Annotated in this window: 30 protein-coding genes; 17 read left to right on the forward strand and 13 right to left on the reverse strand. The window is 62.3% G+C overall.

The genetic code is table 11. The annotated features are described in order from the left end of the window. The first annotated feature begins 77 nt into the window (after positions 1–77). Positions 78–1298: a diguanylate cyclase gene (locus tag ACN0TK_RS13265; RefSeq protein ID WP_417309984.1), complete on the forward strand. Its 1221-nt coding sequence runs from the start codon at positions 78–80 to the stop codon at positions 1296–1298. Between the two features lie 19 nt (positions 1299–1317). Here the strand turns inward: ACN0TK_RS13265 and ACN0TK_RS13270 are convergent, their stop codons facing one another. Beyond that, a complete protein-coding gene (locus tag ACN0TK_RS13270) occupies positions 1318–1767 on the reverse strand; it encodes a GatB/YqeY domain-containing protein (RefSeq protein ID WP_417309985.1) in 450 nt (149 codons plus the stop codon). A gap of 134 nt (positions 1768–1901) precedes the next feature. On the opposite strand from ACN0TK_RS13270, the gene carA reads away from it, so the two are divergent. Further along, a complete protein-coding gene (carA, locus tag ACN0TK_RS13275) occupies positions 1902–3104 on the forward strand; it encodes a glutamine-hydrolyzing carbamoyl-phosphate synthase small subunit (protein WP_417309986.1) in 1203 nt (400 codons plus the stop codon). Positions 3105–3169: 65 nt separating this feature from the next. On the opposite strand, the gene ACN0TK_RS13280 is transcribed toward carA, so the two are convergent. Together ACN0TK_RS13280 and ACN0TK_RS13285 are read right to left on the reverse strand one after the other, a co-directional pair. Further along, the gene (locus ACN0TK_RS13280; protein ID WP_417309987.1) at positions 3170–3691 is read right to left on the reverse strand and encodes a cupin domain-containing protein; all 522 of its coding nucleotides are present in this window, start codon (positions 3689–3691) and stop codon (positions 3170–3172) included. 1 nt (position 3692) lies between these two features. After that, positions 3693–4610: a neutral zinc metallopeptidase gene (locus ACN0TK_RS13285; RefSeq protein ID WP_417309988.1), complete on the reverse strand. Its 918-nt coding sequence runs from the start codon at positions 4608–4610 to the stop codon at positions 3693–3695. Positions 4611–4827: 217 nt separating this feature from the next. Between ACN0TK_RS13285 and ACN0TK_RS13290 the strand changes: the two genes are divergently transcribed. From ACN0TK_RS13290 to ACN0TK_RS13300, 3 genes are all read left to right on the forward strand, one after another. Further along, the gene (locus tag ACN0TK_RS13290; RefSeq protein ID WP_417309989.1) at positions 4828–6798 is read left to right on the forward strand and encodes a bifunctional 2',3'-cyclic-nucleotide 2'-phosphodiesterase/3'-nucleotidase; all 1971 of its coding nucleotides are present in this window, start codon (positions 4828–4830) and stop codon (positions 6796–6798) included. A 116-nt stretch (positions 6799–6914) separates the two neighbouring features. Continuing rightward, positions 6915–8027 (forward strand): cyclopropane fatty acyl phospholipid synthase, encoded by a 1113-nt coding sequence (gene cfa / locus ACN0TK_RS13295; RefSeq protein ID WP_417309990.1) that lies wholly within the window; start codon positions 6915–6917, stop codon positions 8025–8027. Positions 8028–8033: 6 nt separating this feature from the next. After that, positions 8034–8825: a ribonuclease T2 family protein gene (locus tag ACN0TK_RS13300; protein WP_417309991.1), complete on the forward strand. Its 792-nt coding sequence runs from the start codon at positions 8034–8036 to the stop codon at positions 8823–8825. 3 nt (positions 8826–8828) lie between these two features. Here ACN0TK_RS13300 and ACN0TK_RS13305 read toward each other — a convergent pair whose 3' ends face one another. Then, positions 8829–9020, reverse strand: a complete 192-nt coding sequence (locus ACN0TK_RS13305; RefSeq protein ID WP_417309992.1) for a hypothetical protein — start codon at positions 9018–9020, stop codon at positions 8829–8831. 141 nt (positions 9021–9161) lie between these two features. On the opposite strand from ACN0TK_RS13305, the gene ACN0TK_RS13310 reads away from it, so the two are divergent. The 3 genes from ACN0TK_RS13310 (at position 9162) to ACN0TK_RS13320 (ending at position 11982) form a co-directional block, all read left to right on the forward strand. Further along, positions 9162–9935, forward strand: a complete 774-nt coding sequence (locus ACN0TK_RS13310) for an ABC transporter ATP-binding protein (protein WP_417309993.1) — start codon at positions 9162–9164, stop codon at positions 9933–9935. Further along, positions 9932–11467: a permease gene (locus ACN0TK_RS13315; protein WP_417309994.1), complete on the forward strand. Its 1536-nt coding sequence runs from the start codon at positions 9932–9934 to the stop codon at positions 11465–11467. The genes ACN0TK_RS13310 and ACN0TK_RS13315 overlap by 4 nt, the downstream gene beginning before the upstream one ends. A gap of 62 nt (positions 11468–11529) precedes the next feature. Further along, on the forward strand, positions 11530–11982 hold the full coding sequence (locus ACN0TK_RS13320) for a GNAT family N-acetyltransferase (protein WP_417309995.1): 453 nt from the start codon (positions 11530–11532) through the stop codon (positions 11980–11982). On the opposite strand, the gene ACN0TK_RS13325 is transcribed toward ACN0TK_RS13320, so the two are convergent. After that, positions 11979–12299, reverse strand: coding sequence for a DUF6665 family protein (locus ACN0TK_RS13325; protein WP_417309996.1), 321 nt, complete (start codon positions 12297–12299; stop codon positions 11979–11981). The two genes, ACN0TK_RS13320 and ACN0TK_RS13325, sit on opposite strands and share 4 nt — an antisense overlap. A gap of 117 nt (positions 12300–12416) precedes the next feature. After that, positions 12417–13253: an aldo/keto reductase gene (locus tag ACN0TK_RS13330; RefSeq protein WP_417309997.1), complete on the reverse strand. Its 837-nt coding sequence runs from the start codon at positions 13251–13253 to the stop codon at positions 12417–12419. Positions 13254–13474: 221 nt separating this feature from the next. Here ACN0TK_RS13330 and clpS point away from each other — a divergent pair, with 221 nt between their 5' ends. After that, positions 13475–13780 (forward strand): ATP-dependent Clp protease adapter ClpS, encoded by a 306-nt coding sequence (gene clpS, locus ACN0TK_RS13335; RefSeq protein ID WP_417310073.1) that lies wholly within the window; start codon positions 13475–13477, stop codon positions 13778–13780. 6 nt (positions 13781–13786) lie between these two features. Here the strand turns inward: clpS and ACN0TK_RS13340 are convergent, their stop codons facing one another. After that, complete coding sequence (locus ACN0TK_RS13340) at positions 13787–13960, reverse strand: DUF1328 family protein (protein ID WP_417309998.1); 174 nt, start codon at positions 13958–13960, stop codon at positions 13787–13789. Between the two features lie 225 nt (positions 13961–14185). Between ACN0TK_RS13340 and ACN0TK_RS13345 the strand changes: the two genes are divergently transcribed. Beyond that, the gene (locus tag ACN0TK_RS13345) at positions 14186–14692 is read left to right on the forward strand and encodes a hypothetical protein (RefSeq protein ID WP_417309999.1); all 507 of its coding nucleotides are present in this window, start codon (positions 14186–14188) and stop codon (positions 14690–14692) included. Positions 14693–14714: 22 nt separating this feature from the next. Here the strand turns inward: ACN0TK_RS13345 and ACN0TK_RS13350 are convergent, their stop codons facing one another. Further along, entirely contained in the window at positions 14715–14990 is a 276-nt protein-coding gene (locus tag ACN0TK_RS13350) for a DUF2277 domain-containing protein (RefSeq protein WP_417310000.1), read from the reverse strand. Between the two features lie 99 nt (positions 14991–15089). Between ACN0TK_RS13350 and ACN0TK_RS13355 the strand changes: the two genes are divergently transcribed. Both ACN0TK_RS13355 and carB read left to right on the forward strand, forming a co-directional pair. After that, complete coding sequence (locus ACN0TK_RS13355; RefSeq protein ID WP_417310001.1) at positions 15090–15428, forward strand: DUF423 domain-containing protein; 339 nt, start codon at positions 15090–15092, stop codon at positions 15426–15428. Positions 15429–15554: 126 nt separating this feature from the next. Continuing rightward, the gene (carB, locus tag ACN0TK_RS13360; protein ID WP_417310002.1) at positions 15555–18878 is read left to right on the forward strand and encodes a carbamoyl-phosphate synthase large subunit; all 3324 of its coding nucleotides are present in this window, start codon (positions 15555–15557) and stop codon (positions 18876–18878) included. Between the two features lie 66 nt (positions 18879–18944). On the opposite strand, the gene ACN0TK_RS13365 is transcribed toward carB, so the two are convergent. After that, the gene (locus ACN0TK_RS13365) at positions 18945–19766 is read right to left on the reverse strand and encodes an HD domain-containing phosphohydrolase (RefSeq protein WP_417310003.1); all 822 of its coding nucleotides are present in this window, start codon (positions 19764–19766) and stop codon (positions 18945–18947) included. A gap of 376 nt (positions 19767–20142) precedes the next feature. Between ACN0TK_RS13365 and ACN0TK_RS13370 the strand changes: the two genes are divergently transcribed. Next, the gene (locus ACN0TK_RS13370; protein WP_417310074.1) at positions 20143–20448 is read left to right on the forward strand and encodes a hypothetical protein; all 306 of its coding nucleotides are present in this window, start codon (positions 20143–20145) and stop codon (positions 20446–20448) included. Here the strand turns inward: ACN0TK_RS13370 and ACN0TK_RS13375 are convergent. From ACN0TK_RS13375 to hemB, 3 genes are all read right to left on the reverse strand, one after another. Then, a complete protein-coding gene (locus ACN0TK_RS13375) occupies positions 20438–21175 on the reverse strand; it encodes an arginyltransferase (RefSeq protein WP_417310004.1) in 738 nt (245 codons plus the stop codon). The two genes, ACN0TK_RS13370 and ACN0TK_RS13375, sit on opposite strands and share 11 nt — an antisense overlap. Before the next feature lie 61 nt (positions 21176–21236). Then, positions 21237–21719 (reverse strand): RDD family protein, encoded by a 483-nt coding sequence (locus tag ACN0TK_RS13380; protein ID WP_417310005.1) that lies wholly within the window; start codon positions 21717–21719, stop codon positions 21237–21239. A 77-nt stretch (positions 21720–21796) separates the two neighbouring features. Continuing rightward, the gene (gene hemB, locus ACN0TK_RS13385) at positions 21797–22810 is read right to left on the reverse strand and encodes a porphobilinogen synthase (protein ID WP_417310006.1); all 1014 of its coding nucleotides are present in this window, start codon (positions 22808–22810) and stop codon (positions 21797–21799) included. Between the two features lie 113 nt (positions 22811–22923). Here hemB and ACN0TK_RS13390 point away from each other — a divergent pair, with 113 nt between their 5' ends. The 4 genes from ACN0TK_RS13390 (at position 22924) to ACN0TK_RS13405 (ending at position 25748) form a co-directional block, all read left to right on the forward strand. Then, positions 22924–23310 (forward strand): hypothetical protein, encoded by a 387-nt coding sequence (locus ACN0TK_RS13390; protein WP_417310007.1) that lies wholly within the window; start codon positions 22924–22926, stop codon positions 23308–23310. Between the two features lie 184 nt (positions 23311–23494). After that, positions 23495–24004, forward strand: coding sequence for a transcriptional regulator LdtR (gene ldtR, locus ACN0TK_RS13395; protein WP_417310008.1), 510 nt, complete (start codon positions 23495–23497; stop codon positions 24002–24004). 292 nt (positions 24005–24296) lie between these two features. Next, positions 24297–25499, forward strand: coding sequence for a L,D-transpeptidase family protein (locus ACN0TK_RS13400; RefSeq protein ID WP_417310009.1), 1203 nt, complete (start codon positions 24297–24299; stop codon positions 25497–25499). 3 nt (positions 25500–25502) lie between these two features. Next, positions 25503–25748: a DUF6898 family protein gene (locus ACN0TK_RS13405; RefSeq protein ID WP_417310010.1), complete on the forward strand. Its 246-nt coding sequence runs from the start codon at positions 25503–25505 to the stop codon at positions 25746–25748. Here the strand turns inward: ACN0TK_RS13405 and recO are convergent. Next, complete coding sequence (gene recO / locus ACN0TK_RS13410) at positions 25745–26476, reverse strand: DNA repair protein RecO (protein ID WP_417310011.1); 732 nt, start codon at positions 26474–26476, stop codon at positions 25745–25747. The genes ACN0TK_RS13405 and recO overlap by 4 nt on opposite strands. Positions 26477–26489 lie beyond the last annotated feature (13 nt).

Consider the following 26489-nt stretch of genomic DNA (forward strand, 5'->3'; position numbering starts at 1 on the left):
ACTTGTTCACCACTTGAAGACGGCTGCCGCGCCAGCGGCGCCATATCGGCGTAAACGACATCCAATCAGGATGGCCAATGACACTGCTCGATTCTACATCGCTGCTGGTTGCAGCAGCAATTTCAGCAATGGCAATCATGACGACCTTGCTGCTGAGCTGGCTTGGCTCGCGGCAGGACCGCTATCTGTTGAGCTGGTTCTTCGGGCTGGGTCTGATCCTGCCCAGCATTTTCGCCTTCACAGTTCTCGGTGACCCTTGGGTTCCCGCTGTTCAATTCGTCGCCTACTCCGCTCTCATGGGCGGGTTTGCGCTGATTTACAGCGGTGCGATGCAGTTCAGAAAGGGGCGCACCTCGCCCATCCGGCTGGTCTCCATCTGGCTTCTGGGCACGGCAAGCGTCGGCATCAGTTTTTCGCTCGGCCTCACAGGTCTCGGCGTCGTCTTCCTCAATCTGTTCACGGCCTTGTTGCTGATCCTGGCCGGACGCGAACATTGGGAGGCGCGCGCTGAAGCCATGATTCCCATGGTCACCATGGCGATCCTCTACGGCCTGACCGCGGTCACCTTTGTCCTCTGCGCTGTGGTTCTGCTTTCAGACGGTACCTGGGTTATCAACCATCATCCCGATAACTGGGCAGAGGACCTGAACTCTCTGGCGACCATCGTGTCGCTGGCCAGCGTAGGTGCGCTCGCCCTGACGGTGAACCAGATGCGCACGTCACGTCAGCACCAGCGCGACGCCATGACCGACGCCCTGACCGGGCTGCATAATCGTCGCGCCCTGTTCGACATGGCCGCTGGCCACGGTTTCGAGCGGGGCACATCGGTCATCATGTTCGATCTCGATCGCTTCAAACACATCAACGATCGGTTTGGCCATGCGCGCGGCGACGAGGTCCTGCGCGATTTCGCGACCTATCTCCGCCGGGGCGTGAACCCTGGCGACATCGCTGCACGTCTTGGTGGCGAGGAGTTCTGCCTGGTTCTCAATGCCGACTCCTCACGCCCTGCGCTCGAAGTGGCGGACAGGATCCGCGTCGGCTTTGCGCGAAGTATGCCCCTGTCGCCCGAATTCGGCAGCCCCACGGTCAGCGCTGGCGTCGCCACCAGCCAAACGGGCGACGAGGGCTTCGAGATGCTGCTCCGCGAAGCGGACGAGGCGCTTTATCTGGCCAAGAACAACGGCCGCGACCGTGTGCAAGGCGCCCCGCCCCGCCTGGTATCAGACAACGAGGCGCCACAGCCCCGGCGCACAGCGACACGCTATCTCCGCAAGCGCAACGACAGCGTCGCCTGACGATCAGCTCGGCGAAGGGTCAGGCCAGTGCCGCCCGAACCTTGCCGATGGCCTTGGAAAAGTCGATCCGGCCCGGGTACTGCGTCTTCAGTTCAGCGACGACCTTCCCCATGTCCTTCATGCCATCTGCGCCAGTTGACGCGATCGCCGTCTGAATGGCAGCGTCGAGCTCGGCCTCACTCAGGCCCTGAGGCAAGAACTCCGACAGGATGGCAATTTCCTCGCGCTCGACGACGGCAAGATCGTCCCGACCCGCCTTCTCGTAGATGCCCAGAGACTCTTCGCGCTGCTTGACCATTTTCTGCAGCAGAACCACGATGTCGCTCTCGCTCAGTGGATCTTTGCCCTGCCCCCGCGCTTCGATGTCGCGGTCCTTGATCGCCGCGGTCACCGCGCGAAGCGTCGCCGTGCGGCGCTTGTCGCCGGCCTTGAGCGCTATCTTGTAGCCGTCACTGATGGTCTCGCGCATTGTCGCACTCCTGTTGCCGCATCCGGTTTGCGCTCCATATATCGCATTATCGGCATTGCGCCACTTGCGCCGCCACGGGCCGCCTTCTATTGAGAGCCCTCAACCGACAGAATTGACAAACCTTGGAGCCCCGCATGTCCGGCTGGCAGCAGAAACCTGCGACTGCCCTTCTGATCCTCGCCGATGGCACCCGCCTCGAGGGGCACGGCATCGGCGCCGTGGGTCACTCCGCTGGTGAGGTTTGCTTCAACACCGCAATGACGGGTTATCAGGAAATCCTGACCGACCCGTCCTACGCCGGCCAGATCATTACCTTCACCTTCCCGCACATCGGCAATGTCGGCGCCAATGACGAGGACATCGAGACCGTCAACATGGCGGCGCTGTCGGGCATCCGCGGCTGCGTGCTGCGCGCCGACATCACCAACCCGTCAAACTACCGGGCCGCCGAGCGGCTCGATGCCTGGCTGAAAAAGCGCAACATTATCGGCATCGCTGGCGTCGACACGCGGGCGCTGACCGCTAGGATCCGCGAGCATGGCATGCCGAACGGCGTCATTGCCCATAGCCCGGACGGCTATTTCCACGAGCCTTCGATGGAAGCCGAGCTGCGTAACTTCCCGGGACTGGAGGGTCTCGACCTTGCCAAGGAGGTGACGACGGCGCAGACCTACAAGTGGGACCAGACCTCGTGGACCCGGACCGATGGCTACGGCACGCTGACCGATCCGCAGTATCATGTTGTCGCCATCGACTATGGTGCAAAACGCAACATCCTGCGCCAGCTCGCCGATCAGGGGGCGCGGGTCACCGTCGTTCCCGCAACGGCTTCGGCCATGGATGTCATGTCGCACAACCCGGACGCGATCTTTTTGTCCAACGGTCCGGGCGACCCGGCAGCGACAGGCAAGTACGCCGTGCCGACGATCAAGGCGCTGATGGAAACCGGCAAGCCGATGTTCGGTATCTGCCTCGGCCATCAGCTGCTCGGCCTCGCCGTTGGCGGCAAGACCACCAAGATGCATCAGGGCCACCATGGCGCCAATCATCCGGTGCAGGATCTGACCACCGGCAAGGTCGAGATCACCTCGATGAACCATGGCTTTGCCGTCGATACGGCCAGCCTGCCCCAAAACATCAAGCAGACCCACATTTCACTGTTCGACCAGTCCAATGCGGGCCTCGAAGTCGACGGCAAGCCGATCTTTTCGGTGCAGTACCACCCTGAGGCAAGCCCCGGGCCGCACGACAGCCACTATCTGTTCCGCCGCTTCATGAATTTGGTCCGCGCCCAGAAAGGCGAGGACGCCCAGCCGGAACACGGCACGGTAGGCTAAGCCTGCTGCCCGCGGCGTCTCCGGTTTCTAGGTCGCTGTCGTGGCTGCGGTCGGCATCTCACGCCCTATTTCCCCCACGCAGTGACCAGCCGGCCGCCCGCCCCGACGACCGGATCGGTATCGGCCATTGGCACGCTGGTGATATTCGCATCAGCCTGCGGCCTGTCGCCTGGGTCTCCGCGTAGCAGATCCCAATCCTGGCCCGGCGGGTAGGCCCCGACCACCAGAAAATCCGCACTCGATGAAATGCGCTTGTGCGCGACGCCGGCCGGGATGACGATCACGTCGCCGGTGGCAACGTCAAACACGCGTCCCTCGGGGCCGCCCAGCATCAGCTCAGCCGAGCCGCGCACCACCCCAAGCGTCTCATGCGCCGTCGAGTGATAATGATGGTAAGTGAAGACGGATGCGCGCCATGCCGGCGGCCAGCCGTTGGCGGCAAACAGGGTCTCCATCGCCTCGGGCCCGGCAGCCTCCGGCGCGATTGCCGCAGCGTAGTACAGCAGCGGCAATCGGCTGTTGGGAAACTGCCCGTCGTCGGCAAACTCTGCCAGCACAGGCTCGGCGCTATGTCCGCGGATCGCCATCTCAGATGGCGGCGCTGAACGTATCGCAGGCTTCGACGTTGCCCGTCTCCATGCCGCGCCGCAGCCAGGCCATCCGCTGGGCCGACGTGCCGTGGGTATAATTGCGCGGGCTGGTTTGACCACGGGTCAGCGTGTCGTCGCCGATCGCATTTGCGGCAGTAATCGCCTCTTCCACATCTCCGGCCTCGAGCAGATTCTGTTTTTGCACGTAGTTGGCCCAGATGCCCGCATAGCAGTCGGCCTGCAGCTCGACCCGCACCGAGTAGGCATTCTGCTCCTCCTGGCTCATCCTGCCGCGTTGACGGTTAAACTCGGGCAGGACACCGGTGAGGTTCTGCACATGATGGCCGACTTCATGCGCGATCACATAGGCCTGCGCGAAATCGCCCGGCGCGCCGAATTGCTGACGCAGCTGGTCGTAGAAGGACAGGTCGATATAGACCATCTGATCGTTCGGACAATAAAACGGTCCTGACCTAGCATCCGCGACTCCGCACCCTGACTGCGTCTGTCCGGTGAACAGGACCACCTGCGGCTCCCGATAGGTGCTGCCGTTCTGCTCGAAGACCTGGTTCCACAGGTCCTCCGTGTCCTTGACCACCACACTCACGAACTCTGCAAGCTCGTCTTCGCCCGCATTGGTCGGGGGCGTCCAGGAACTCGATGACGAACTGGTCGGTCCCGAACCGGTCCCGTTGATCATATCAAGCGGGTTGATGCCATTGATGAACAGGAAGATTCCCACGACCACCAGGATACCGATAAGCCCCATGCCGCCGCCGCGTCCGCCGGTCGGGATCGGTATCCCCCGTCCTCGGGAACGCCCCAGACCACCCATTCGGCCGAAGCCGCCGCGTCGTCCCCCCGCAGAGCGCCGATCCTGGATATTGGAACTGCGCTGACGCCCTTTCCACTTCATTCTGTCTGGCTCCCTGCCCGGTGCGTGATGACTGTGCCGAGATACCCCAACACAGATTTGACCACTTGGTCCAAAAGGCTCACTCTCGATGCCGCCGCCGTCATTGCAGCGTCACCTCTCGGCGGCATGTGAGGCTAGCACATCGTCGAGGTCTATAACCGGTCCGAACCCATCTACGTTCCGCACGACGGTGTTTTCCTGAAACTGGGAGACGTCAATGAACGACAATTTCTCGATTTCCCGCCGCGCGTTCCTCGCCGGCACCGCGACGCTGGGCGCGGCGACCATCATGCATCCCTTCGCCGTCATGGCCGCGGCAGGCCAGGCGCACCTGCGCATCATGGAAACGACCGACCTGCATGTGGCGGTCTTTCCCTACGATTATTACGCCGACAAGCCCAATGACACGCTTGGCCTCGCCCGCACCGCGGCCCTGATCGACCAGATCCGGTCCGAAGCCGGCAATTCGGTGCTCGTCGACAATGGCGATGTGATCCAGGGTAATCCGATGGGCGATTACATCGCCTATGAAAAAGGCCTCGGCAACGCCCCGCATCCGATTATCGCCGCAATGAACACGCTCGGTTACGAGGCCGGCACGCTCGGCAACCACGAGTTCAACTACGGTCTCGAGTTCCTCGACAAGGCAATCGCCGGCGCCACCTTCCCTATCGTTTCCGCCAACCTGGTGAAAGGCGAACTGGCTGACGATCCGCTGGCCGACGACACCTATATCGAGCCCTATATCATCGTCGAGAAGACGCTCACCGACGGCGCCGGTGAAACCCACACCATCAAGCTCGGCTTCATCGGCTTCCTGCCGCCGCAGATCATGACCTGGGATTCCTCCCACCTCGAAGGCAAGGTCGACACCCGCGACATCGTCCAGACCGCCGAGGCCTGGGTGCCAAAAATGCGTGAGGAAGGTGCTGACCTCATTGTCGCCCTCTCCCACTCCGGCATCGCCGGCCCGACCGGCGAGAAGGCCGAAAACGCCTCGCTGCAACTCGCTGGCGTTGATGGCGTCGACGTCGTCGTCACCGGCCATCAGCATCTTGTCTTTCCCAATTCCGACGACTTCGAGAGCCTCGAGGGCGCGGACACCGAAGCAGGCACACTGGCCGGCAAGCCAGCGGTCATGGCCGGATTCTGGGGCTCGCACATGGGCCTCATCGATCTGCTGCTCGAAAAGACCGACGACGGCTGGACTATCGTCTCTCACACGTCCGAAGCACGGCCGATCTCCGAACGGGTCGACGGCACGGTCACCCCGACGGTCGAAAGCGATCCGAAGGTGCTCGCTGCCGCCCGGGAAGAGCATGAGGAAACGCTCGAATATGTCCGCCGTGCCGTCGGTGAAACGGCTGCTCCGCTCTACTCCTACTTTGCGCTTGTCGCCGACGACCCGAGTGTCCAGATCGTCAACATCGCGCAGCGCTGGTACATGGAGCAGATGCTGGTCGGCACCGAATACGAAGACCTGCCGCTACTATCTGCTGCAGCGCCCTTCAAGGCAGGCGGCCGTGGCGGTCCGGATTACTACACCGACGTCCCCGTCGGCCCGGTGGCGATCAAGAACGTCGCCGATCTCTATCTCTACCCCAATACTATCCAGGCCGTCCTGATCACCGGTCAGGACGTTCAGAACTGGCTCGATCGCTCAGCCGGGATCTTCAACCAGATCGAGGCGGGCGCCAGTGACGCCACCCTGATCAACCCGGAGTTTCCATCCTACAATTTCGACGTGATCGACGGCGTCACCTACAAGATCGACCTCACCAAGCCCTCGAAATACGGGCCCAAGGGCGAGGACCTCGGCAATACCGAAAGCCGCATCGTCGACCTGATGTATAATGGCAAGCCGATCGATCCCGACCAGAAATTTGTGGTGGCCACCAACAACTACCGGGCCGGCGGCGGCGGCAGCTTCCCCGGCATCGGGCCCGACGTCATCATCTTCAAGGGACCGGACACCAACCGCGACCTGCTCGTCCGCTATATCGTCGACCGGGGCACCATTGATCCGGAGGCCGACAGCAACTGGTCCCTCGCCCCGATCGGCGGCACCGTGCTGTTCGAAACCGGACCCAAGGCTGCCGAGCATGTCTCGGATGTCTCGGCAGTTGCCATCGAGCCCACCGGTGAAACGTCGGAAGCCGGTTTCGGCATCTATCGCATTACGCTTTAAGCCGTATGGGCGGGTGGCCACGGCCACCCGCCCTTTGCCGCCTTGCCGGGCCTTGACTCGATCGCCAAACGGTCCAACCGTTCAGGTGTTTAGGCGAGTATGACGGCAGGGATTCGATGGGCGCGACACCCCAATTGGAAGTCCTCCTCAAGGAGGCCGACATCACCATCAACGGGTCCAATCCTTGGGACCCGCAGATCAACTCCGAACAGTTCTGGACCCGGCTCTATGCCACCGGCTCTCTAGGCTTGGGCGAAGCCTATATGGATGGGCTGTGGGACGTGGCCGACATGGCCGAGTTCTTCAACAAGGTGTTGAGCTCCGAGGTGCCCTCCGGCATTCGCGTCACCCCCAATCTCGTCTGGCAGATCGCTCAGGCGCGCCTCCTCAACATGCAGGACATCACCCGGTCTAAACGCGTCGCCGCCATGCACTACAACGAGACCGAGGCCTATCGTGCCTCGCTCGACCAGCGCATGACCGGCTCCTGCGGCTATTGGCCGGACGGCGTGACCAATGTTGATGAAGCGCAGGAGGCCAAGCTCGATCTCGTCTGCCGCAAGATCGGCCTCAAGCCGGGGCAGACCGTCTGGGATATCGGCTGCGGCTGGGGCGCCTTCATGGGCTTTGCTGCGGAAAAATACGGGGCCAATTGCGTCGGCGTCACCGTCTCTCCGGACCAGGCCGCCTATGGCCGCGAGCGCTACAAGGACTTGCCGGTCGAGTTTCAGGTCACCGACTATCGCGAATTCGACGGCAAGGCCGACCATATCGTCTCGATGGGCATGTTCGAGCATGTCGGCCACAAGAACTATCGCGCCTATTTCGAGGCGGCGCGCCGGGCCATCAAGGATGATGGCCTGTTCATGCTGCACACGGTCGCGGCTCAGGAAACGACCGAAACCATCGACCCCTGGCTCGAAAAATACATCTTCCCCGGCGGCGTCATCCCCTCGATGGGGCAGATCGGCAAGGCCATCGACAAGCTGTGGACGGTCATCGACGTCCACAACATCGGCCCGCATTACGACAAGACGCTATGCGCCTGGTACGAGAATTTCGAGCGCAACTGGAAACCCGATCGCAGCCCCGAGGAGGAGCGCTTTTTCCGCATGTGGAAGTACTATCTTCTGTGCTGCGCCGGTGGGTTTCGCGCCCGGGTCCTGCAGGTCTGGCAATTCGTGCTCTCGACCCGTGGCGTGCCGGATGGCTATGTCACGCAGCGCTGAGTTCCTGTGAACCGCGGCTTCATCCTGCTGCTCGTCCTCGGCTTCCTGTTCGGCGGCGCGGCCGTGCTGTGGCTGCGCACAGGCAATTCGCCGCCGCCAGCCCAGCCGCCCGTCATAGAACCCGCGCCCGCTGAGACGGCACCTGCACCGGAGCAGCGCTTCTTGATTCTGGCCGCCAGCTGGCAGCCCGCCTTCTGCGAAGGCGCCCGCAACAAGCAGGAGTGCCGCACGCAGACAGCCAGCCGCTACGACGCCACACATTTCGCTCTGCACGGCCTGTGGCCGCAGGCCGACTATTGCGATGTGTCTTCGGTGGTGGAGCAACGAGACCGTGACGGCCGCTGGTCGCAACTGCGGCCCGTCGACCTGCCGCCGGCTCTGCAGACACGGCTCAACGAGAGGATGCCCGGCACCCGCTCACAGCTCGAACGGCATGAGTGGACCAAACATGGCACCTGCTACGGTGCGAATGAAGTCGTCTACTTCGCGGACGCACTGGCGTTGATGGACGCTCTGAACGGCTCCGCCGTGCAAAAACTCTTCGCCGACAACATCGGCCGCGAACTCACCCAGGCGCGAATTCGCCAAGCCTTTGACGACGCTTTTGGTGTCGGCGCAGGCGAGCGCGTCCGGGTCGCCTGCGACACGGACGGCTCTCGAGAACTGATATCGGAGTTGACGATAGGTCTCTACGCCGCGCCGGGCGACAAGCCTGATCTGGGCGAATGGATCTTTGCCGCGCGCCCGACCAGAGGAGGTTGCCTGCGGGGTATCGTCGACCCCGCAGGCCTCCAATAGCCGCTACTGGCCGTCGGGCGTCACGTCGACCGAAACGGCAGGAACGTCAACATCGACCGTTCCGCTACCGCCGGAATTGCCATTCATCATGAAAAAGTAGATGGCGGCAATGATGGCGAGGACCACCACAATACCACCAATGATTGCCAGGGCGCTGGGCCCACTGCGTTCGACGACGACTTCGCGTTCGGCCATTTTGCCGGCTCCTTTGAGGTTACCGCCATCAAACGGCTCAGGTTGCTCAACGGTTCCAGCTTACCCGATCTTAACCCATACGGTTCACCTGCCACTAAGCCCCGTCGGGTAAGTCTGACCGCATCATTGCGGAGCCTTGCCATGTCCCAGCCCCTGGCCCTTGAAATCACTGGCCTGAGAAAAAGCTTCGATCGTCCCGTGGTGGTCGACCTCGATCTGCGCGTCCGTGCCGGTGAATTCTACGCACTGCTGGGCCCCAACGGCGCTGGCAAGACCACCATCTTGCGCATGGTCGCCGGGCTGTTGCAGCCCGAGGCCGGCCAGATTTCGGTCTGCGGCATCGACACGGCAAAAGATCCCGTAGCGGCCAAATCCGTCGTTGCCTGGGTGTCCGACGAGCCCATGGTCTACGATCTTCTGACCCCGCTCGAATATCTCGAATTCGTTGCTGGCCTGTGGCGCATCGACCCGACGATCGCCGAGCGCAGCGCCAACGAGCTCGTCGACTGGCTCGGTCTGCGTCCGCATGCCAACGAACGCTGCGGCGGATTCTCGAAGGGCATGCTGCAAAAAGTCGCCCTCGCGGGCGCGTTGGTCCATGAGCCCAGCCTGATCATTCTCGACGAGCCGCTGACCGGTCTCGACGCGGGCTCGGCCCGCCAGGTCAAGGACGTGCTCAAGCAAAAGGTCGCCCGCGGCGTCACGGTGATCATGACCACGCATATTCTCGAGGTCGCCGAGCGCATGGCCGAGCGCATCGGCGTCATCAATCACGGGCGTCTGGTCGCCGAGGGCACGCTGGCTGAGCTGCGCACCCGCATCGGGCGTGAGACGACCCTCGAGGAGATCTTTCTCGACCTGGTCGCCGAGGAGACCGAAGCGCAGGCCTCCGGCACCACGGAGGCAGCAGCGTGAGCACACCGGCCACCCTGCCCTGGTTCGCCGCCCACGAGTTCCGCCTTGCCTGGCGGGACTGGCTGGCGATGACGACCGGCGGCCGCAAGGTCCGCACCGTTGTCCTGATCCTCGTCCTCGCCGCCTTCTATATGGGCCTGCACGCCCTCGCCAATGTGCTGATGACCGGCTGGATTGCAGCCGGGGTTGGGCCTGACAAGCCCACCCTTGTACTGATCACCAGTACCGGTTTCCTGTTCTTCACCGTGATGCTCAGCCAGGCGCTGGAATCGGTGACCCGCGCCTATTACGCGCGGTCCGATCTCGACCTGATCCTCAGCTCACCCGCCTCCTCGGCACGCGTCTTCGCCGTGCGCACCGCGGCGACCGCCTTTGGCACCATCGTCCTGTCCTGTCTGCTCGCCAGCCCGATGATCAACGTGCTGATCTGGCATGACGGCCCGCAATGGCTTGCAGCCTACGGTGTGCTCGCCGGCTTCGGCGGCATCGCCGCGTCACTCTCCGTGATGGTGACCGTCGGCCTGTTCCGCACCATCGGCGCCGCGCGCACCCGGCTGATCGCGCAGATCATCGCCGGCGTCGTCGGCGCCGGCTTCGTCATCGGCATTCAGGCCGTGGCCATCCTCAGCTTTGGCAACATGAACCGCTTTTCGGTGCTGCAATCGCCCGAGTTCGTTGCCGCCATGCCGGCCGCCGACAGCCTGCTCTGGCTGCCCGCACGCGGTGCCATGGGCAATCTTGGCGCCATGCTGACCGTCCTTTTGGTCGGCCTTGGAGCGCTCGCTGGCGTGATCATGGCTACGTCCGGCGGCTTTGCCACGCACGCGATCGCTGCCGCCGGCGTTTCCGCTACCCGGGTGCAGCAATCGGCCAGCACCCGGCCGTTCCGCCGCACGTCGCAACGCCATGCGCTACGCGTCAAGGAATGGCGTCTGCTGCGCCGCGACCCCTGGCTGCTCAGCCAGACACTGATGCAGATCCTCTACCTGTTCCCGCCAGCTCTGTTCCTGTGGATCTCTTACGGCCAGACCGCCGGCACTTATGTCGTCGTCATTCCGGTGATCGTCATGGCGGCAGGCCAACTGGCCGGCGGCCTCGCCTGGCTGGCGATCTCCGGCGAGGATGCGCACGATCTGGTGGTCACTGCGCCGATCAGCCCGCGTGCCGTGCTGATCGCCAAGATCGAGGCCGTGCTGACCGCGGTCGCCGTGGTCTTTGCCCCCGTGCTGCTGATGGTGCTGATCGCATCTTGGGAACTGGCTTGGAAGACGGCGCTGTTCATCGCCATTTCGGCCAGCGCCGCGACCGCCATCCAGCTGTGGTTCCGCATCCCTATGCGCCGGGCGATGTTCCGCCGCCGTCAGGTCGCCTCTCGCGCGGCGACGATCTCCGAAGCCCTGAGTTCGATCATGTGGGCCGGCGCCGCCGTGCTCTTTGCCGGCGATCAATGGCTGGCCGCCATGCCGGCAGTGCTGGCAATTATAGTCCTGATCGTCGCCTGGAGCCTAAGCCCGAAAGGCAAGCGCGTCTGACTTTTTGGGTCGCAGGCAACCGCGACTCAGCCCTATCGTGCAGTGCCTGCCAGGGACTGCACATGACCCGCCTGACCTATCGCCCCGCCACTGCCGACGATCTGCCTTTCATCGTCAACCAGATCGTCGAAGACAGCGTCGTCGAGCCGGACGATGATCCGCAAGCTATCGAGCTCTATCTGCCAGCTCTCGCCGCGATCGACGCCGATCCCAACCAGGAACTGCTGATCGCCGAATATGAGGGTAAAGCCGTTGGCAGCATGCAGCTGAGCTATCTGCCGGGCATCGCGCGGCGTGGACAGTGGCGCGGTTTGATCGAAGCCGTACATATCCGACCCGAAAGCCGCAACCTAGGCCTCGGCAGCGAAATGATCGGCCACGCCATCGCAAAATGCAAAGCCCGTGGCTGTGGGGTTGTGCAACTAACCTCGAACAAGAACCGGATCGACGCTCACCGCTTCTATCGGAAACTTGGCTTCGCCCAGAGCCACGAAGGCTCCAAACTGACGCTCTAGCGTTCGACCGCCCCGAGCCGCGCCAACACCTCGCCGGGGATGCCGTAGAACTGGATCACCTCGCGATGATTGCGCATGCCGCAGGCCTCGCGTTGCACGAAATAAGCCCACACGGCTTTGGCAGCCGACCGCACCAGCTCCATCCGTGCTTCTGCCGGTCCTTCGAAGGTGCGCAATGCCGTCACACTCGCCTCGACCTTCCGGCCGTGATGGCCAAGCGAGAACGCCTGCTCCCCGGCAATCTCATACTCGATCGAGCCGACGCCATCCTCGAGGCGTCGGCGCAACTCGGCCAGTTCGGTAGCGCGCAGCGACATATCGAAAAGCTATTCACGCCCGATCCGTCGCGCAAGCCAGCGATGTTCAACTTGGCGGCAAGCGCAGGCCTCAAGACACAAATGAAAAGGGCCGGACCGAAGTCCGACCCCTGAAACTCAGAACAGGAAGCTTGCCGTTGCCGGATCGGCCCCGACCCGGCCACTGGCGCTGTCCATCTCACCGAGCCGGCGCATATCTGCATCGTCCAACTCGAAGTCGAACACATCGAAATTCTCGATGATACGATCCTTCTTGCTCGACTTGGGAATAACGATCAGCCCTTCCTGCAGATGCCAGCGGATGATCGTCTGGGCGACGGACTTGTTGTGCTTCTTCGCGATTTCGGCGATCGCCGAATCCCCGAGCAGACGTCCCGAACCCAGCGGGCTCCAGCTCTCGATCCTGATGTCGTGCTGGGCGTGGAAATCACGCTTGTCCCGCTGCTGGAACCGCGGATGCAGTTCGATCTGGTTGACGACCGGCGTCTCGCCGGTTTCGTCGATGATCCGTTTCAGGTGGTCTTCGTTGAAATTGGACACACCGATCGAGCGGATCCGGCCCTGCTGCTTGAGCTCGACCAATGTCTGCCAGGCCTCCACATACTTGCCGATGCTCGGCAGCGGCCAGTGGATAAGAAACAGGTCGAGCTGCTCGACGCCCAGCTTGGCCATCGTCTCGTCGAATTCCTTGAGCGCCGCGTCGCGGCCATGCGCCGAATTGCGCAGCTTCGAGGTGATGAACAGCTGGTCGCGCGGTACACCGCAACTGCGGATCGCCTCGCCGACGCCCTCCTCGTTCTGATAGCCCTCGGCGGTATCGATCGAGCGGTACCCGGCTTCGATGGCCTCGGTCACGACCCGGGCCGTTATGTCTGCATCCACCTGCCAGACGCCCAGCCCGAGCTGGGGAATGGAATTGCCGTCGCGCAGGGCGATGCTTGGAACGTCAGCCATGAGTGTCCTCCAATTTGGCTCTGAGACCGCGGCAGCGTGGTTCACGACCTGGCCGCAAATGTCTGAAGTGGCGGCGATGGCCGCACTATCAATGCCACCACCGGCGAGTCTGGCGGCGACAATCGCGCCGTTCATATCTGCTGTGCCCCGCCGCGTCACGGATGCAGCGGCGAGCGTAAGGTGCTAGACTGCGAGCCATGAGCACGACCCCGCCGCCACACTTGTCAGACACCGACACCAAACCGCGCACGACGACGCGCAAGAAGGTGGCGCGTCCACCGCTCTACAAGGTCATGCTGGTCAATGACGACTTTACGCCCCGCCAGTTCGTTGTGCGGGTACTGAAAGCCGAGTTTCGCATCACCGAAGATCAGGCTAACCGCATCATGATCACGGCACACACAAAAGGCAGCTGTGTGGTGGCCGTGTTCACCCGCGAAGTGGCGGAGACCAAAGCCAAGCGCGCCTCGGACATGGCCCGAGGCGAAGGCTTTCCGCTACTTTTTACCGCAGAACCGGAAGAGTAGTGCGCGCTAAGCGATAAGCGAAATACCGAACGCCATCAGCAGCACGACGATAATGATACCGGCCACAAGCACGCCGAAAACGATCTTGGCCAGTCCGGCGGCGCCGCCGGCAATTCCGGTGAAACCAAACGCGCCGGCAACAAGCGCAATTACGATCAGCAGGATGAGCAGATTAAGCATTTGAGCCTCCAATGAGTGTCCTTTCCCAACGGGATTGTGACAATTGCGGTTCCATCGCCAGCGGATCGGTTTCGTTCGGATTACGTTCATCTTGCATCTGTCACTGCTACACGGCCTTAAATAGACCCACAGCCTCACTCGATCACCGGTTAGTCATTTCTGCGGGAACAACTTCCGCCCGCGGCCTGACCCATCTAGTGTTCGGGCGAAATATCGGAGCCCAATATGCGTATGACCCACTATGCCAAAGCCGTCCTTCTCGCTGGCGTGCTTGCCCTGCCACTCGGACTGCCGGCGCTCGCCGGCCCTCGTGACACCGCACTTCTCGCCCAACTGGAGGGCAACTGGCGTGGTCGCGGCAACGCTACGGGCGCAAATAGCGGTCCGGTTGCCTGCCGCATGAGCTTCAAGCCGTCAGGCGGCGACCGGCTCAACTACACTGGCCGCTGCAGCCTGGGCGGCAGCGGTGCCACCAGCTTCCGCGGAACGATTCTGTACAACGAAGCCAAGAACCGCTTTGAATCGGCCTCGTCGTCTCAGGCCGGCACCGCTCAGGTGGTTGGCAAACGGCGCGGCAACAGCATTGTGTTCTCTTCGTCGAACGTGAAGACGAACTACGGCGTCGTATCATCCACGATGACTCTCGCGCCTACGGCTATCGGCATGAGCTTCAAGATGGTCGACAAGGAAGGCAAGGCGACCGGTTCCAGCATCAAGCTGACAAAGGGCTGATCGACACGCCTGGTTGCGACCGCTAGGCGCGAACGCCATAACGCGCTGCGGTCCGTTCACGCTTTTTCGCCGCCATGAGATCCCGGTCTCGTGGCGGCGCATTCGTTTCCAGCGACGCCAGCATCCTGTCGACGATCCGTTCGATATCCTCGACGGCTTCGTGAAATGCGGCTGCATTCGTCTGCGATGGCTGGGTGTATCCCGACACCTTACGAACGAACTGTAGCGCCGCGTCGTGCATTTCCATGCGCGATGATGGCGGTTCGAAGTTGAAAAGCGGCTTGATGTTGCGGCACATAGCGCCCTCCTCTCGCACACCGATTTTGGCATCGCCAACGCGTCCCGACAATTATGTGCGCAAGCGCATATCGAAAGCCTCGTTACAGGAGACCTCACCATGGCCCGCCCTCACCTCGTCATCGCCGGTCTGAGTGGCGTCCTTGGTGTCGGACTGTCTGCCCTCGCCTCTCACCAGGCTGATTCCAACCTCGCCATCGCGGGCAATTTCCTGCTGATCCACGCCCCCGCTCTGCTGGCGCTCGGCATTATCAGAGAGCCGCGGCTTGCGGGAATCACCGCCTATGTCATGGCGGCGGGGCTGGCGCTGTTTGCAGGCGATCTGGCGATGCGCAGTCTTGCCGATCATGCACTTTTTCCCTTCGCAGCACCGATCGGCGGCGGACTGCTCATCCTCGGCTGGTGCGGCGTCGCCATCACCGGGGTCTCGCGGCGCTAGCGTCGCACCCTCTGGGGGTTCCCTTCACGCAGCACTTCCGTTACAGGACGCGCTTAGCCCATAGACAGTGACGCCGCCACCCGCCCACCGCGGGTCTTTCCGCGCGTCCAAACCGCAGAGTGCCACATGCCAAAACGCACCGATATCAAGTCCATCCTCATCATCGGTGCGGGACCGATCATCATCGGGCAGGCTTGCGAATTCGACTACTCGGGCACCCAGGCCTGCAAGGCGCTGAAAGACGAGGGCTACCGGATCATCCTGGTCAACTCCAATCCGGCGACCATCATGACCGATCCGGATCTGGCGCACGCGACCTATGTCGAACCGATTACCCCCGAGATCGTCGCCAAGATCATCGAGAAGGAACGCCCGGACGCGCTGTTGCCGACCATGGGCGGCCAGACGGCGCTCAACTGCGCGCTGTCGCTGCGCAAGATGGGCGTCCTCGAAAAGTTCGGCGTCGAGATGATCGGTGCTGACGCTGCGGCGATCGACAAGGCCGAGGATCGCGAACTCTTCCGCGATGCCATGACCAAGATCGGCCTCGACACGCCGCGTTCGCGTCTGGCGCACAACACCATCGAAGCGCTGCAGGCGCTTGAGGTCATCGGCCTGCCCTGTATCATCCGCCCCAGCTTCACGCTCGGTGGCACCGGCGGTGGCATTGCCTACAACCGCGAGGAATATCTCGCCATCTGCGAAAGCGGCATCGACGCCTCGCCGACCAATGAAGTGCTGGTCGAGGAATCCGTGCTCGGCTGGAAAGAGTTCGAGATGGAGGTTGTCCGCGATCGCAACGACAACTGCATCATCGTGTGCTCAATCGAAAATCTCGACCCGATGGGCGTCCACACCGGCGACTCCATCACTGTCGCCCCGGCCCTCACGCTGACCGACAAGGAATACCAGGTCATGCGCGACGCATCGATCGCGGTGCTTCGCGAGATCGGCGTCGAGACCGGCGGCTCCAACGTCCAGTTCGCCATCAACCCGGCCGATGGCCGGATGATCGTCATCGAAATGAACCCGCGCGTTTCGCGCTCCTCGGCCCTGGCCTCGAAGGCCACTGGTTTCCCGATTGCCAAGGTCGCGGCCCGGCTGGCCGTCGGCTATACGCTGGACGAGCTGGAAAACGACATCACCGGTGGCGCAACCCCGGCCAGCTTCGAGCCGACCATCGATTACGTCGTCACCAAGATTCCCCGCTTTGCCTTCGAAAAGTTCCCCGGTGCCGATCACCGGCTGACCACGGCCATGAAGTCGGTGGGCGAAGCCATGGCCATCGGCCGGACCTTCCAGGAATCCCTGCAAAAGGCGCTGCGCTCGCTCGAAACCGGCCTGACCGGGCTCAACGAGATCGGCATTCCCGAATACGTCGTCGGCGCACCCGAGGACGACAACGAGAATGCCGTGCTCGCCGCCATCTCGACCGGCACGCCGGACCGGTTGCTGCATGTGACCGAAGCGATGCGCCTGGGCTATTCGCTCGAAGATATTCACGACGCCAGCCGTATCGATCCGTGGTTCCTCGAGCAGATCAAGGGCATCGTCGATATGGAGGCAAAGGTACGCGAGCACGGCTTGCCGCAGGACACCGCAACGCTACGCAGCCTCAAGGCGATGGGCTTTTCGGACAGCCGCCTGGCGGATCTGGCCGGCACGACGGCCAAGGAAGTCTACCGTATGCGCCGCATGCTCGGCGTGCGCCCAGTCTACAAACGCATCGATACCAGCGCCGCCGAGTTCGCCTCGCCGACCGCATATATGTATTCGACCTACGAAGCGCCGTTCGGCGCCGTACCGGATGACGAGGCGCGCCCCTCGGACCGCAAGAAGGTTGTCATCCTCGGTGGCGGCCCGAACCGCATCGGTCAGGGCATCGAGTTCGACTATTGCTGCTGCCACGCCGCCTTCGCGCTGGCCGACGCGGGCTACGAGACCATCATGGTCAACTGCAACCCGGAAACGGTTTCCACCGACTACGACACCTCGGATCGACTCTATTTCGAGCCGCTGACCGAAGAAGATGTGATGGAAATTCTCGAGACCGAGAAGGCCAAGGGCACGCTACACGGCGTTATCGTGCAGTTCGGTGGCCAGACCCCACTCAATCTCGCAGAGGCCGTTGAAAAGACCGGTGTTCCGATCCTCGGCACCCAGCCGAGTTCCATCGACCTCGCCGAAGACCGGGACCTGTTCTCCAAGCTCATCAACAAGCTGGATCTGACCCAGCCCAAGAACGGCATCGCATATTCACTCGAACAGGCCCGCATCGTTGCCGAGCGGCTCGGCTATCCGCTGGTTATTCGCCCCAGCTACGTGCTTGGCGGCCGCGCCATGCAGATCGTTCACTCCCCCTCCGAGTTCGAGCGCTACATCCAGGATACGCTCACCTCGCTGGTGCCGCCGGACATCCTGCATCGCTACCCGAACGACAAGACGGGTCAGATCAACTCGGTGCTGTCCGACAATCCGCTGCTCTTCGACGGTTATCTCAGCCGCGCCATCGAAATCGACGTCGATTGCCTGTCCGACGGCAAGGACGTCTTCATCTGCGGCATCATGGAGCATATCGAGGAAGCCGGCATCCACTCCGGCGACAGCGCCTGTTCCCTGCCCCCGGTCAATCTCAGCGACGAGGTGCTGGCGGAACTGAAGCGTCAGACTACTGAACTTGCCCTGTCACTGCATGTCGGGGGCCTGATGAACGTGCAGTACGCACTCAAGGACGGCACGATCTACCTTCTGGAGGTCAATCCGCGCGCCAGCCGAACGGTGCCCTTCGTCGCCAAGGTCATCGGCACTCCGATCGCCAAGATTGCCGCGCGCATCATGGCAGGCGAGACGCTGGAGAGCTTCGGCCTAAGGGAAGAAAAGCTCGACCATATCGCCGTCAAGGAAGCCGTCTTCCCGTTCAGCCGCTTCGCCGGTGTCGATACGGTGCTCGGCCCAGAGATGAAGTCGACCGGCGAAGTCATTGGTCTCGATACCGATTTCGCCCGTGCCTTCGCCAAGTCGCAGCTCGGCTCAGGTTCGCGCCTGCCGCGCGCCGGCACGATCTTCATTTCTGTCAGGGACGACGACAAGCCTTTGGTGATCGAGTCCGCCCGTCGGCTGCTCGAGGCAGGCTTCGCCATCGTCGCGACAACCGGCACGCACAAGTACCTGAGCGAAAACGGGCTTACCGTCACCAAGGTCAACAAGGTTCAGGAAGGCCGGCCGCATATCGTCGACGCGCTTAAGAATGGCGGTGTCCAGCTGGTCATAAACACAACCGACGGCATCAAGTCGATTTCCGACAGCCGCGATATCCGTCGCAGCGCACTGATGGGCAAGATCCCGTACTACACCACGATTCCCGGCGCGGCCGCCGCGGTGGAGGGGATCATCGCCTATAGCCAGGACACCCTGACGGTGCGGCCGCTGCAAAGCTATTTCGCAGCTTGAACGAGCAAGCCGGCGTCCTAGGCGGACGCCGGCCTACTGAGACCGAGGCTGGGAGGAACGCCCGGCTCAGAACAGCTCGGTGTCAGGCAGATCACCTTCATCCTTAGCAACGCCTTCAGAAAGCCGGACGATGGTGATGGTGTCCGGCAGGCGGCCACTCTGGGACAACAGCCGTTGCGTGCCCATTTCGCTCAACTGAGAGCCGGCCGACAGCACCAGTCGATCCTCGTTGTCCACAAGATCGTGCACCAGAATATCGCCGGACTGCAGTTCCTCCAGCGTCAGCGTCATCTCGGTTTCAGTGGGCAGGACCGCCGGCGTTTTCAGCACGTCGAAGGCGACCCGGAAGATGTCGGGATCGTAGCGCCCCGCCGTCTCTGACATCTTTTCGAATGCCCCCTCACGGGTCCGCAGCAAGCCAGTCGCCTCGTCGGCGAGGTCGATCAGCACCTTGAGGATGCGCGAGTTCTGGGGCAGTTCAGTGCCGTGCGGGCCGTCCTTGGGCCAACCGGAACCGTCATAGCCCTTGTGCGCGTAAAAGACGGTTCGCGCGACGCCCTGCATCCGCGGGATATTGGCAATCAGCCGCGACGCCACCAGGCTGCTTTCCTCGATGGTCAGCACCTCGGCAGCCGACATGGGCTGGTTGGTGGCATATTTCGCCGCGATCTCGTCGGACAGCGCGATCACGCCCATCGGATAGAGCAGCGCGGCAAGATCCAACTCCCAGGCCTTTTCTACCTCGATATGGCCGGCCAACCGTCGTGCCCACCGCTGTACCTTGGCGGCCTTTTGAAAAACTTCCGGGCGGGCCAGCGCCAGCACATCCGTCATCAGTTTGACGCCACCGGCCAGCAACTGCTCGAGATTGCGATTGGTCAGTGCCAACTGACGCTCGTGATCCTCGACACTTTTTCGCGCAACAGGCGGTGGCCGGCGCTCGGGCTTGGAAACGGTCGGGACCGGAATGAACTCAACAAATGTATCGCGGCTTGACCGAATGAACGTGTCTACCAAATCGTGCCTCCTTGCCGGCAAGCGGCCTTGCCATCGACACAAGACGACGGCTTTACCCCCTCAATACCCATTACATTCGCCATCCGCATATAACGCGGGCAGCAGCATTCGTTTAAAATGCTGGCAAGCAGATGCGGACAATGCGGTAGTAGTTCTCAGTAAAAATACTGGAGGCGGCTAGGAAACGGATGCCAGCGAAAAGGTCGACATCTATATCGCTGGCTGCCCCCCAGATGTTGCCGAGCGCCTGTCCAAGCTACGCGATGCCATCCGCAGCGCGGCGCCCCATGCCGATGAAATCATCTCCTACGGCATGCCGACCTATAAACAAGCTGGAACGTATGTCGTCTATTTGCGGCTAGCAGAAGCATATCGCCGTCTACCCGCGGCTCGCCATGCCAACCGGCATCGAAGCAGAACTCGCCCGCTACCGCAGCGCGAACGGCATCGTGACCTTCCCGCACGGAACGGACATTCCCTAAGCTCTGCTTCGGCGCGCCATCACGGCGCGGCTGGATCAACTGGATGCCGAGCAATCCGCCCTAGGGCGTGACCTCGATTGGGCGCCAGCCGAGCGGGCCACGCTGAACTTCCAGCGGCGCGAAGCGCCCCTTATAGGCCATCTTGGGCGAGTCCTTTACCCAATAGCCCAGATAGACATAGCTGAGGCCGGCCAGCTTCACCTGCTCGATGTGATCGAGGATCAGATAATTGCCGAGCCCGCGCTTGCCGAGGTCCGGATCATAGAAGCTGTAGACCATCGACAGCCCGTCCGGCATCACGTCGGTGAGAGCCACGGCGACGAGCGGCCGATCCGGCAGGTTCCCGATGCGATACTCGACCAGTACGGTCTGCACCGGCGTATCCTCGACCATATATTCATAGTCGACGAAGCTCATTTGCGTCATGCCGCCGCCCGAGTGCCGGGCATCGAGATAGCGCTTGAACAATTCGTACTGTTCGGCCGTGGCGCGCGGCTGGCACACCTCGACCTGAATATCGGCATTGGTCTTCAGCACACGACGGTAGCGCGCGCCAGGCGTGAACTCTTGCGCCACGATCCGCACGGACTGGCAGGCAGAGCAACCATCGCAGGCGGGGCGATAGATCAGGTTCTGGCTGCGCCGAAACCCGTTATCCGAGAGCAGTTGATGCAGGCTCGAGGCACGCCGCCCCGTCAGATGCGTGAACAGCTTCCGCTCCTGCCGGCCCGGCAGGTAGGGACACGGCATCGCCGCGGTCAGGAACAGCTGGGTATTTTCGGGCGTCTGGTCGGTCAAATCACGGCCCTTGCACTGATCGAATCAGTCTAGTCGCGCCGCGGAATCCCCGCAATGGGGATCAGGCGGTAGTGAAGGCCTGCCAATGCCGCTCCATCGGCGAGCGCCGCAGCATCAATGTCCCGACCACCATATCGTGCACCATCTGCTGACGCGGCGTGAACAGCGCAAACAGCAACAGGAAAGGCCAGGAAATCCACACCGTCACCCAGAACAGCAGCGGATGGATGAGAATGCGCCACCCGTCGAGCGGCTGCCCCCTCGTCGGCGTCAGGACGATATCCATCGCCCGCATGCCGATCGTCGCCCGCGCTACGGAACCCAGGGTCGCGACGTAATAGCCCAGAATGGCAAGCGGGATCAGAAACGGCAGCGTCAGCCAGCCCAGCCCGAGCGTCAGAATGCCGCCGATCACGCCCAGCAGCGACACCACAAAAACAATCATCACGATGATCGCGCAATCGATGACATAGGCGCACGCGCGCCGCAGCAGCAAACCGTCAAACAGTTCCGGCGCCGTGGCCGGATCCGGCAAATGGCTCATCACAGGTCCCCGTTTCTCCGCACCAAAGATGGCCCCGTTTTGTGCAAAGACAAGTCTCGAGCGCCAGAACCAGGCGCTCAGGCGTTCAGCAGCCGCGCGGCCTCCAGCGCGAAATAGGTCAGAACACCCGAAGCGCCGGCCCGCTTAAAGCCCATCAGGCTTTCCATCATCGCCGCTTCCCCGGCAATGGCACCGGCATCGGCCGCAAATCGGATCATCGCGTATTCGCCCGACACCTGGTAGGCGAACACCGGCACATCGAACGTGTCCCGCACGCGCCGCACCATGTCGAGATAAGGCATGCCGGGCTTGACCATCACCATGTCGGCGCCTTCTTCGATGTCCTGGGCAACCTCGCGTAGCGCTTCATCGGAATTGGCGAAGTCGAGTTGATACGTGCGCTTGTCGCCTTTCAGCCTGTCGCCCGAGCCGACCGCCTCGCGGAACGGACCGTAATAGGCCGACGCGAATTTCGCCGAATAGGACATGATCGCGACATGCGAAAAGCCCTCGGCGTCGAGCGCCTGGCGGATCGCCGCGACGCGCCCGTCCATCATGTCGGATGGCGCGATGATGTCGGCCCCTGCCCGCGCCTGCACGATGGCGGAGCGCACCATCACGTTGACGGTCTCGTCGTTGAGGATCTCCCCATCCCGCACCAGCCCGTCCTGCCCGTCGCTGGAATATTCATCCAGCGCCACATCGGCGATCAGCCCGATCTCGGGCACCGCCTGTTTGATGGCTCGCATCGCCTGGCACATCAGATTGTCGGGGTTATAGGCCTCGGTTGCATCTTCATTGCGCAGATGTCCCGGTGTGTTGGGAAACAAGGCCAATGCCGGGATACCCTCAGCCGCCGCGTCCTTGGCTGCCGCGACCAGCAAGTCGACACTCATACGCTCGACACCGGGCATCGTGCGGATCGCGGTCTTCTCATTCTGGCCCTCGATCACAAACAGGGGCCAGATGAAGTCATGCGGCGTCAGCACGGTCTCGCGCACCATGTCGCGCAGCCATCCGGTCCGGCGCATCCGCCGCTGCCGGACGCCGTTGAGAAAGGACATGTCGTGTCGCGGCCACCGCTCGGTCATTTGAAACTCTCCGTAACTCGCGCGCTCATAGCAGGCACTGCGGGCCCTCGTCACGTCCCGGCTTGCCGCACCCGCCCGGTGCGGGCTAAGTGGACCCAATCAAAGAGGCACCCATGGATCTGACGAGCGAGCTTGGACAGCGATACATGCGCATCATCGCAATGGTGGCCCTGCTGCTGGGTCTCAGCGATGCTGCACTGCTGCTGGGCATCACCACGGGGTCCGCCGATCCCATGACCGTTCTCGGCCCGACAGGCTTCGCCTATCTCTCCACATTCTGCGTGGCACGCCTGTTTGCGGCCGTCGGAATCTGGATCGGCGCCAGCTGGGGTGCCGTGCTGCTCGTCGGCGCCACGACCATCGAGCTTGTCCTTTACCTCACGGGCAATCCGGACATTCACATCTCGCCCTTCGACTTCGTCGTGCGGATCGTTCTGGTCGTCGCCATTCTGGTACTATTCGGCCTGCGCTGGCGCATCCGCCGCACCCGCGAGCAGTAGTAACGGTCGATTCAGGTTACCATTTTAGAAGTCGCGGTTACCTTCCGTAAAGCCAAATTGCTGAACTTTTTCCGTAAGATAGTTTTAAGTGTGCGGCTTAAGGCGATCTTATTTGCGGGTGCCTAGATTGGCCTCATGAGACGCGGATAAAAACCGTGCACGACGACAGGACAGTGAGGCAAGCATGGCCATGAAATCCAATGCCGCAGAGGCGATGGTTCCCGAAGAAGCCCAGGGGCTCAAGCCGCTGTATCTTGAGGCGGTCAGCCGCGTCGAGCGTCTGCACCGGCGCCTTCTTGATCTGATCAAGGATGAGTTCGACCGCATGGGCTGGGACGATATCAACCCGGTTCAGGCGCTGCTGATGTTCAACATTGGCGATGCAGAAATGACCGCCGGCGAACTGCGCTCGCGCGGCTATTATCTGGGCTCGAACGTTTCGTACAATCTCAAGAAGCTCGTCGAGACCGGCTACATCTTCCAGGAGCGCTCTCGCGCCGACCGCCGTTCGGTCCGCATCCGGCTGACGCCGAAGGGCGAAGAAGTCGCCGAAGTTATCGATGAACTCTACGATCGTCACCTCAAGTCGATCGAAAAGGTCGGCGGCCTCGACGTCGAAGCTTTCGACGGGCTCAACAAGGCCATGAGCCGCCTCGAGCGCTTCTGGGTGGATCAGATCCTCTACAAGCTCTGAGTGACCCGATCGACACAGTTTTAAGGCAAGCGCCGGTCCCAGGACCGGCGCTTCTTATTTGCGCCGCAAAATTCAGTATGAAGTCGTCCCATCGCCGCTGGTGAATCGGCGATATTCCTCATGTTCCGAAACCAGCAGCCTCGCGGTTCACACCTGCTTGACCTTGTTGGTGCATATTCGGTGCAATGGTATGACGCGATCCTTGGCGGATCTCATTTGAGCGGATGAACGGATGCGGATGAATCGACGTAACCTTTTGGTCTCAATGGCAGGAATGGGAGCCTCGCTGGCCATGCCGGCCATCGCGCGGGCTGAAGACGGCGACATCTGGGATGTGTTCGCCCGTGATCGCGAACTCGCCAATGTGGACCAGTCGGGCAACACGGCCTCGGCCATGAGCCTGGTTGACACCATCGAGCCGATTCTCAGCTATGACACGGCCTATAACCTGCAGCTGGCGATCCAGAACTACGAAGCCTTCGTCGCCGCCAATGGTAGCTGGGAGCTGCCCGAACGCGATTGGTATGGCCTGAAGCTCGGCGCCAAGCGCAAGGCGGTTGGCGCGCTCAAGCGTCGCCTCATGATCAACGGCGACATGCCGGTGCAGGAACGCATCGACAATGACTTCGGCAATGATCTGGATGCTGCCGTGCGCCTGTTCCAGGCCCGTCACGGTCTGGTTATCAACGGCGCGGTCGACGAAGCCACCTTCTATGCCATGTCAGTGCCGACCGATTACCGGCTGAACCAGCTGCGGCTAAACGCCCAGCGGATCGAGCAGTGGGCATCCGCGCTTTCCGATCGCTATGTGGTTGTGAACATTCCGGCCGCCACCGTCGAAGCGGTCGAGGCCAGCCAGGTCGTCCAGCGCCACAACTCTGTGGTCGGCAAGGTCGATCGCGCCACCCCGATCCTCAATTCCAAGATCTTCCAGGTGAAGTTCAATCCTTACTGGACGGTGCCCAAGAGCATCATCGAGAAGGACATGATCAAGTACATGAACGAGGATCCGGAATATCTGACCAAGTTCAACATCCGCATTTTTGATGGCAACGGCACCGAAATCCCGCCGACCGCCATCAACTGGCAGACCAACGAGGCGGTGAAATACACCTTCCGGCAGGATCCGGGCGGCGAGAACTCGATGGGGCACTGCAAGATCGACTTCTACAACCCCTATGCCGTGTACATGCATGACACGCCGCAGAAATCCCTGTTCGGCGAGAATGCGCGCTTCCATTCCTCGGGCTGCATGCGCTGCGAGAACATCGAGGAGCTGGTGGCTTGGCTGTTGCGCGACAATGGCGGCGGCTGGACCCCGCAATCCGTCATGCAGGCCTGGGAAGCCGGCATGCGCGAGAACATTCAGCTCGACGTGCAGGTGCCGATCCACACCACCTACATCACTGCCTGGGCCAACCGTCAGGGTACCGTCAGCTTCCGCGACGACGTCTACCAGTACGACGCGATGGGCACCGTCAACTTCGATACCTGATCGATGGCCGGATCCCGCACGCCGGGACCCGGCAAGATCTACTTCGAGTTCACTCAGGTCGGCCAGCAGATGCGGGTCGCAGCGATCGATGAGGCGACGGGCACGGAGGTGATCGTCGTCGCACCTCTGAACGCCACGCAGGCCCACATGCAGACCATCGCAGAGGCAAAACTGCGCCGGCGCCTTTCAGCCCGAGCGGACGCAGAAGCAAAGCGCAACCAGACGCCGCAGCGCGGCAAGCTGGTCTAGCCCCCCTCCTCCGCGAGAGCCGCGGCCACAGCCGAAACGATAAAGGCTTCGCGCATCGCCGGCGGATCGATCTGCCGCATTGCCCACACATGCATATCGAGAAAATGCCCGGTGAGCGCAAAGGCGTCACGCAGGTCATCGGCGCTCGAAATCTCGCCGAAGTAGCACTTGGGCAGGCGCAGCAACCGGTCGAGATAGGGCTGCGCCGCTGCATGACTGACGGCACGCCCGGTGCGTGGGGAAACATGCGTCAGCCTCTCGGTCACGCCCGTTGATGCGCAGTGCGAGAGATCGAGCCCGAACCCCATTTCGTCGAGCAATATCAGTTCGAACCGCGCGGCCCACAGTGCGAGGTCGCGCCGCGGCACGTCGTCGAGCACATGCAGCACCATGGCCAGCAGCCGGTCATGCGGGTCGCGCTCTGGCAGGAGCCGCAGATGGTCGCAGAGCAGTTGGGTCGCATAGAGCCGCAACCGATCCTCGATCAGTTCGGCTGCACGCCCCTTGATGAGCTCGATGGTGAAGTTTCCGAGATGCTCTTCAAGCCGGGCGCGCCACGTCACCGCGACTGTATTTCCGGGCTGTAGCGTCGCCGACATGCGGCTTGACCGGCCGCCACGTACCAGCCCCAGCTGCCGGCCGCGCCCCTCGATCATGACTTCTGCTATGACGCTCGACTCGCCATGCCGTCGGACGCCGATGATCAGGCCTTCACCGCTCCACTGCATCGCGGCTCCACCG

The organism is Devosia sp., assembly GCF_048261455.1.
GTDB lineage: Bacteria > Pseudomonadota > Alphaproteobacteria > Rhizobiales > Devosiaceae > Devosia_A.

Excerpts from the sequence above, each read along its gene's own strand:
- ACN0TK_RS13265 (WP_417309984.1), top strand. The coding sequence starts at position 78 with ATGACACTGCTCGATTCTACATCGCTGCTGGTTGCAGCAGCAATTTCA.
- ACN0TK_RS13270 (WP_417309985.1), bottom strand. The coding sequence starts at position 1,767 with ATGCGCGAGACCATCAGTGACGGCTACAAGATAGCGCTCAAGGCCGGC.
- carA (WP_417309986.1), top strand. The coding sequence starts at position 1,902 with ATGTCCGGCTGGCAGCAGAAACCTGCGACTGCCCTTCTGATCCTCGCC.
- ACN0TK_RS13280 (WP_417309987.1), bottom strand. The coding sequence starts at position 3,691 with ATGGCGATCCGCGGACATAGCGCCGAGCCTGTGCTGGCAGAGTTTGCC.
- ACN0TK_RS13285 (WP_417309988.1), bottom strand. The coding sequence starts at position 4,610 with ATGAAGTGGAAAGGGCGTCAGCGCAGTTCCAATATCCAGGATCGGCGC.
- ACN0TK_RS13290 (WP_417309989.1), top strand. The coding sequence starts at position 4,828 with ATGAACGACAATTTCTCGATTTCCCGCCGCGCGTTCCTCGCCGGCACC.
- cfa (WP_417309990.1), top strand. The coding sequence starts at position 6,915 with ATGGGCGCGACACCCCAATTGGAAGTCCTCCTCAAGGAGGCCGACATC.
- ACN0TK_RS13305 (WP_417309992.1), bottom strand. The coding sequence starts at position 9,020 with ATGGCCGAACGCGAAGTCGTCGTCGAACGCAGTGGGCCCAGCGCCCTG.
- ACN0TK_RS13310 (WP_417309993.1), top strand. The coding sequence starts at position 9,162 with ATGTCCCAGCCCCTGGCCCTTGAAATCACTGGCCTGAGAAAAAGCTTC.
- ACN0TK_RS13320 (WP_417309995.1), top strand. The coding sequence starts at position 11,530 with ATGACCCGCCTGACCTATCGCCCCGCCACTGCCGACGATCTGCCTTTC.
- ACN0TK_RS13325 (WP_417309996.1), bottom strand. The coding sequence starts at position 12,299 with ATGTCGCTGCGCGCTACCGAACTGGCCGAGTTGCGCCGACGCCTCGAG.
- ACN0TK_RS13330 (WP_417309997.1), bottom strand. The coding sequence starts at position 13,253 with ATGGCTGACGTTCCAAGCATCGCCCTGCGCGACGGCAATTCCATTCCC.
- ACN0TK_RS13340 (WP_417309998.1), bottom strand. The coding sequence starts at position 13,960 with ATGCTTAATCTGCTCATCCTGCTGATCGTAATTGCGCTTGTTGCCGGC.
- ACN0TK_RS13345 (WP_417309999.1), top strand. The coding sequence starts at position 14,186 with ATGCGTATGACCCACTATGCCAAAGCCGTCCTTCTCGCTGGCGTGCTT.
- ACN0TK_RS13350 (WP_417310000.1), bottom strand. The coding sequence starts at position 14,990 with ATGTGCCGCAACATCAAGCCGCTTTTCAACTTCGAACCGCCATCATCG.
- ACN0TK_RS13355 (WP_417310001.1), top strand. The coding sequence starts at position 15,090 with ATGGCCCGCCCTCACCTCGTCATCGCCGGTCTGAGTGGCGTCCTTGGT.
- carB (WP_417310002.1), top strand. The coding sequence starts at position 15,555 with ATGCCAAAACGCACCGATATCAAGTCCATCCTCATCATCGGTGCGGGA.
- ACN0TK_RS13380 (WP_417310005.1), bottom strand. The coding sequence starts at position 21,719 with ATGAGCCATTTGCCGGATCCGGCCACGGCGCCGGAACTGTTTGACGGT.
- hemB (WP_417310006.1), bottom strand. The coding sequence starts at position 22,810 with ATGACCGAGCGGTGGCCGCGACACGACATGTCCTTTCTCAACGGCGTC.
- ACN0TK_RS13390 (WP_417310007.1), top strand. The coding sequence starts at position 22,924 with ATGGATCTGACGAGCGAGCTTGGACAGCGATACATGCGCATCATCGCA.
- ldtR (WP_417310008.1), top strand. The coding sequence starts at position 23,495 with ATGGCCATGAAATCCAATGCCGCAGAGGCGATGGTTCCCGAAGAAGCC.
- ACN0TK_RS13400 (WP_417310009.1), top strand. The coding sequence starts at position 24,297 with ATGCCGGCCATCGCGCGGGCTGAAGACGGCGACATCTGGGATGTGTTC.
- ACN0TK_RS13405 (WP_417310010.1), top strand. The coding sequence starts at position 25,503 with ATGGCCGGATCCCGCACGCCGGGACCCGGCAAGATCTACTTCGAGTTC.
- recO (WP_417310011.1), bottom strand. The coding sequence starts at position 26,476 with ATGCAGTGGAGCGGTGAAGGCCTGATCATCGGCGTCCGACGGCATGGC.